The sequence below is a fragment of the Longimicrobiaceae bacterium genome, assembly GCA_035696245.1.
Classification (GTDB): domain Bacteria; phylum Gemmatimonadota; class Gemmatimonadetes; order Longimicrobiales; family Longimicrobiaceae; genus DASRQW01.
In genome coordinates this window covers 1-2,369 of the sequence record DASRQW010000246.1, presented here as the reverse complement: position 1 = coordinate 2,369, position 2,369 = coordinate 1, and the positions used below count along the sequence as shown (strand labels likewise).

The window sequence follows — 2,369 nt, the reverse complement described above, 5'->3', positions numbered from 1 at the left end:
GCCGACCACGGCGTCGCCGAAGGCTTCATCCGCCCCGAGCACCGCGACCTGGTCCTCACATCCACCGACCCCGCCAGCCTCCTGGACCGCATGGCCGCCTTCCGCCCGCCCTCCGCCTCCAAGTGGATCGCCAAAGACGAGCGGTGAAGCTGGAGCGCCGGGGTAGCTGATCCGCCTGGGCTCCCGGATTCGCTCGCATCGGAGGATTCGGCGCACGCCGAGGCACCGCCGGGCGTATGAAACGCCCGGTTACGAACTGCGGTCGTCCTCCGGACGAAGCATCGCGCAGGCTGATACCGCTCGCGCATCCCCAGCCCCACATCTCCCCTCGCGGCCCACACCCCGCCACCCGCCCGAAATCCTCAGTATCTGCCCACCCGCAGCGCGTAGCGCGAGTCGCCACCGCATCCGTCGGCGGAAGCACCCGCGACCCGCACACCGCCCCAGCCACTACACACCCGTTTCTTCTCCCGCTCGCGGGAGAGGACAGGCGAGGAACGAGCCGGGGAGAGCCTCCCCCGCCCGCCTACAGACTCCCCAACCTCCCCAGCCGCTCCGCGGCCGCGGCCAACGTCTCGTCGCGCTTGCAGAAGCAGAAGCGCACCTGGCGGTCGCCGCCCAGCTCGGCGCAGTGGGCGGCGCTGTAGAACGACGATCCGGGCACGCAGGCCACGCCGATCTCGCGTACCAGGAAGCGCGTGAACGCCACGTCGTCCGCGTGCCCCAGGTGCGCGAAGGGCGTGATATTCGCCATCACGTAATACGCGCCGTCCGGCTCCGCCACACCGAACCCGGCGCCGCGCAGCGTGGAAAGCAGCATCTCGCGGCGCCGCCCGTAGGCGGCCTGGAGGTCCGCGTAGTACTCGCGCGGCAGGCGCAGCGCGAAGGCGCCCGCAGCCTGGAGCGGCGCGGCGGCGCCCACCGTCAGGAAGTCGTGCACCTTCCGGATCGCCGCCGTGATCTCCGCCGGGGCGATGCACCAGCCAACGCGCCAGCCCGTCACCGAGTACGTCTTCGACATCGAGTTGATCACCACCGTCCGCTCGCGCATCCCCGGCATCTGTGCCATCGACCGGTGCTTCACGTCCGCGCCCGGCCGCGGGTAGAGGATGTGCTCGTAGATCTCGTCGCTGAAGCAGAGCACGTCGTGCTCCACGCACAGCTCCGCGATGAAGCGCATCTCCTCATCCCCGAACACCTTGCCGGTCGGGTTGTTGGGGTTGCAGACGATGATGGCGCGCGTCCGCTCGTTGAACGCTGCCGCCAGATCGGCCCGGTCGAAGCTCCAGTCCGGCGCCCGCAGCGGCACGTAGCGCGGCGTCGCCTCCGAGAGGATCGCATCGGGCCCGTAGTTCTCGTAGAACGGCTCGAAGACGATCACCTCGTCGCCGGGATCCACCGTCGCCATCATCGCCGCGATCATCGCCTCCGTCGATCCGCACGTGACGGTGATCTCGCGTTCCGGGTCCACGTCCAGGCCCAGGTACCATCCCGCCTTCGCCGCGATGCCGTCGCGCAAGTCCTTGGCGCCCCAGGTGATCGCGTACTGATTCACGTCCGCCGCCACGGCGCGCATCGCCGCTTCCTTGATGGCCTCGGGCGCGGTGAAGTCGGGGAAGCCCTGCGACAGGTTCACGGCGCCGTATTTCGCGGCCTCGCGCGTCATCTCGCGGATCACGGATTCGGTGAACCGGCCGGCCTTTGCGGAAACGTAGCCACGTGAAGGGGGAGACAGCGGCATCGGGCGAACGCTCGGTTGGGAGATGAAGACAGGGGATGCACGGTAGGGCCACAGGTCGGCCTTCCCGCGCCGCTGCTCGCAACGTACGCACGTCCTCCGCGTGCGAGCAACACATCGGCGCCTCGATGCCGCCGGCCGAATCGGGAGATAACGGGCGGATGTCGGGCAGGGCAGCCAAGAAAATTTTTCACCCCGCGAGCCGGGTAGGCCATTACCATTGCCGATGGCGGATGTGCGACTCGGACGCTGCGCGACGCGGCGGCCAGCGCATGGTGACGGTGATGCCGGAGGTGCCTTCGGCGACGAGGACGGCGGCGACGGAGCCGGGGCGAACGGCCACGCCCACGGGTTCAGGGCGTCCACCCTGCCCCGCATGCGTACCGAGCGGTCCAGGTCGCGGTTCAGCGCGCCGTGCACGTGCTCCCGCAGCTGGGCGACGGTGGGCGAGCGGGAATCGCGCGGCAGCAGCCATCTGCTCGCGCAGGCTGGGGTAGAGCAGCCACTCCGCGGCGGGATGTTGTCGACAGGCACCGCAGCCACGGCGCCGAGCGGACAACGTAGCGCGACGGCGTCCGCTTGCAACCTCGCGCGGGGGACGACGGCAACGATCTAGAAGTCTGTTGAAAAT

The 2,369-nt window shown here is 69.6% G+C and carries 1 protein-coding gene; it reads right to left on the bottom strand.

Translation table 11 applies throughout. The features are described 5' to 3' along the window. Positions 1 to 526: 526 nt before the first annotated feature. Positions 527 to 1,666, bottom strand: coding sequence for an aminotransferase class I/II-fold pyridoxal phosphate-dependent enzyme (locus VFE05_11690; protein ID HET6230723.1), 1,140 nt, complete (start codon positions 1,664 to 1,666; stop codon positions 527 to 529). Positions 1,667 to 2,369 lie beyond the last annotated feature (703 nt).